We start from the raw sequence: 1188 nt of genomic DNA, 5'->3' as shown, positions 1-1188 counted from the left end.
TAATAGCTACAGCAGTTAATTCTCTTTTCCTACCGAAAGTTTCAAGAATCAATCATTCTGGTGATTTAAAAGATATTGAAAATTTAATGATTCGAGTAGGTCGGATACAACTATATGTTGTGGGCTTTATTACAGTAATTTTTGTTGCGATGGGATCGGAGTTCATTCATTTTTGGGTGGGAGATTCATTTCGAGAATCCTACGTTGTAGCAGCACTCCTTATATCAATGGGAGTTATTACACTACCACAAGAAATTGCAAATATACATTTGGTGACGACAAATCAAGTTCGCTATCGCGCCTATGGCATGGTAATTTCAGCCGTTGTTGGTTTGATTCTTGCAACATTTTTAAGTGGACCATTTGGAGCCAGCGGGGCAGCACTTACCTTAATGATTGGGTATTTAAGTGGAAACGCTCTCTTCATGAACTTTATTTACGTGAAAATACTAAATCTTGATATTCTCCGATTTTTTAAAGAATGTCATTTAAAGCTACTGCCAGGTTTAACTTTGATATTAATCATAGGATTGGTGATTCAACACCTACATTCATCATCAAATATTATTGAGTTTTTTTACAAAGGAATAGGTCTCACAGTTTTATATGTGATTTTTACTTGGCTCTTTACAATGAATTCGTTTGAAAAAGATTTGATTCAATCGATTCTTCTACCGAAACGTATGAAGAAAGGGGAGTTTTGATGAGCATGTATGCCCGATATATCAAAAGACCACAAGACTTTTTCTTCGCAACGATTGCTCTGATTTTATTGATTCCGGTGATGACAGTGACAGCTTTTCTAATTCGTAAAAAACTAGGAGGACCAGTCTTATTTAAACAAAAACGTCCAGGAAAAGACGGAGTGATCTTTGAAATGATTAAATTTCGGACGATGACAGAGGAACGAGATGAACATGGAGAACTGCTTCCCGATGAGAAGCGTTTGACACCATTTGGTCAGAAGTTACGTTCCCTTAGCATCGATGAGTTACCAAGTCTGATCAACATCATCAAAGGGGACTTATCGATTGTCGGTCCTCGGCCGCTCCTTGTCGAATATTTACCTAGATATAGTGTGGAACAGAAACGACGTCATGAGGTGCGACCTGGATTGACCGGACTTGCGCAAGTGAATGGTCGTAATCGCTTATCGTGGGAAGAACGCTTTAAACTAGATGTCCGTTA

General features: G+C 38.2%; 2 protein-coding genes. Both read left to right on the top strand.

Translation table 11 applies throughout. From position 1 onward, the window contains the following. Positions 1-704: lipopolysaccharide biosynthesis protein (locus ON063_RS14565; RefSeq protein ID WP_446719149.1), on the top strand; the 704-nt coding region annotated here is incomplete at its 5' end. Beyond that, positions 704-1188, top strand: a 485-nt coding sequence (locus ON063_RS14560) for a sugar transferase (protein ID WP_274665613.1), incomplete at its 3' end; no start/stop codon positions are given. The genes ON063_RS14565 and ON063_RS14560, both read left to right, overlap by 1 nt.

It is taken from the genome of Exiguobacterium sp. B2(2022) (assembly GCF_028823655.1).
Classification (GTDB): domain Bacteria; phylum Bacillota; class Bacilli; order Exiguobacteriales; family Exiguobacteriaceae; genus Exiguobacterium; species Exiguobacterium aestuarii_A.
Note: the sequence above shows the minus strand (reverse complement) of the source record. Positions and strands in the feature narration are given on the sequence as shown.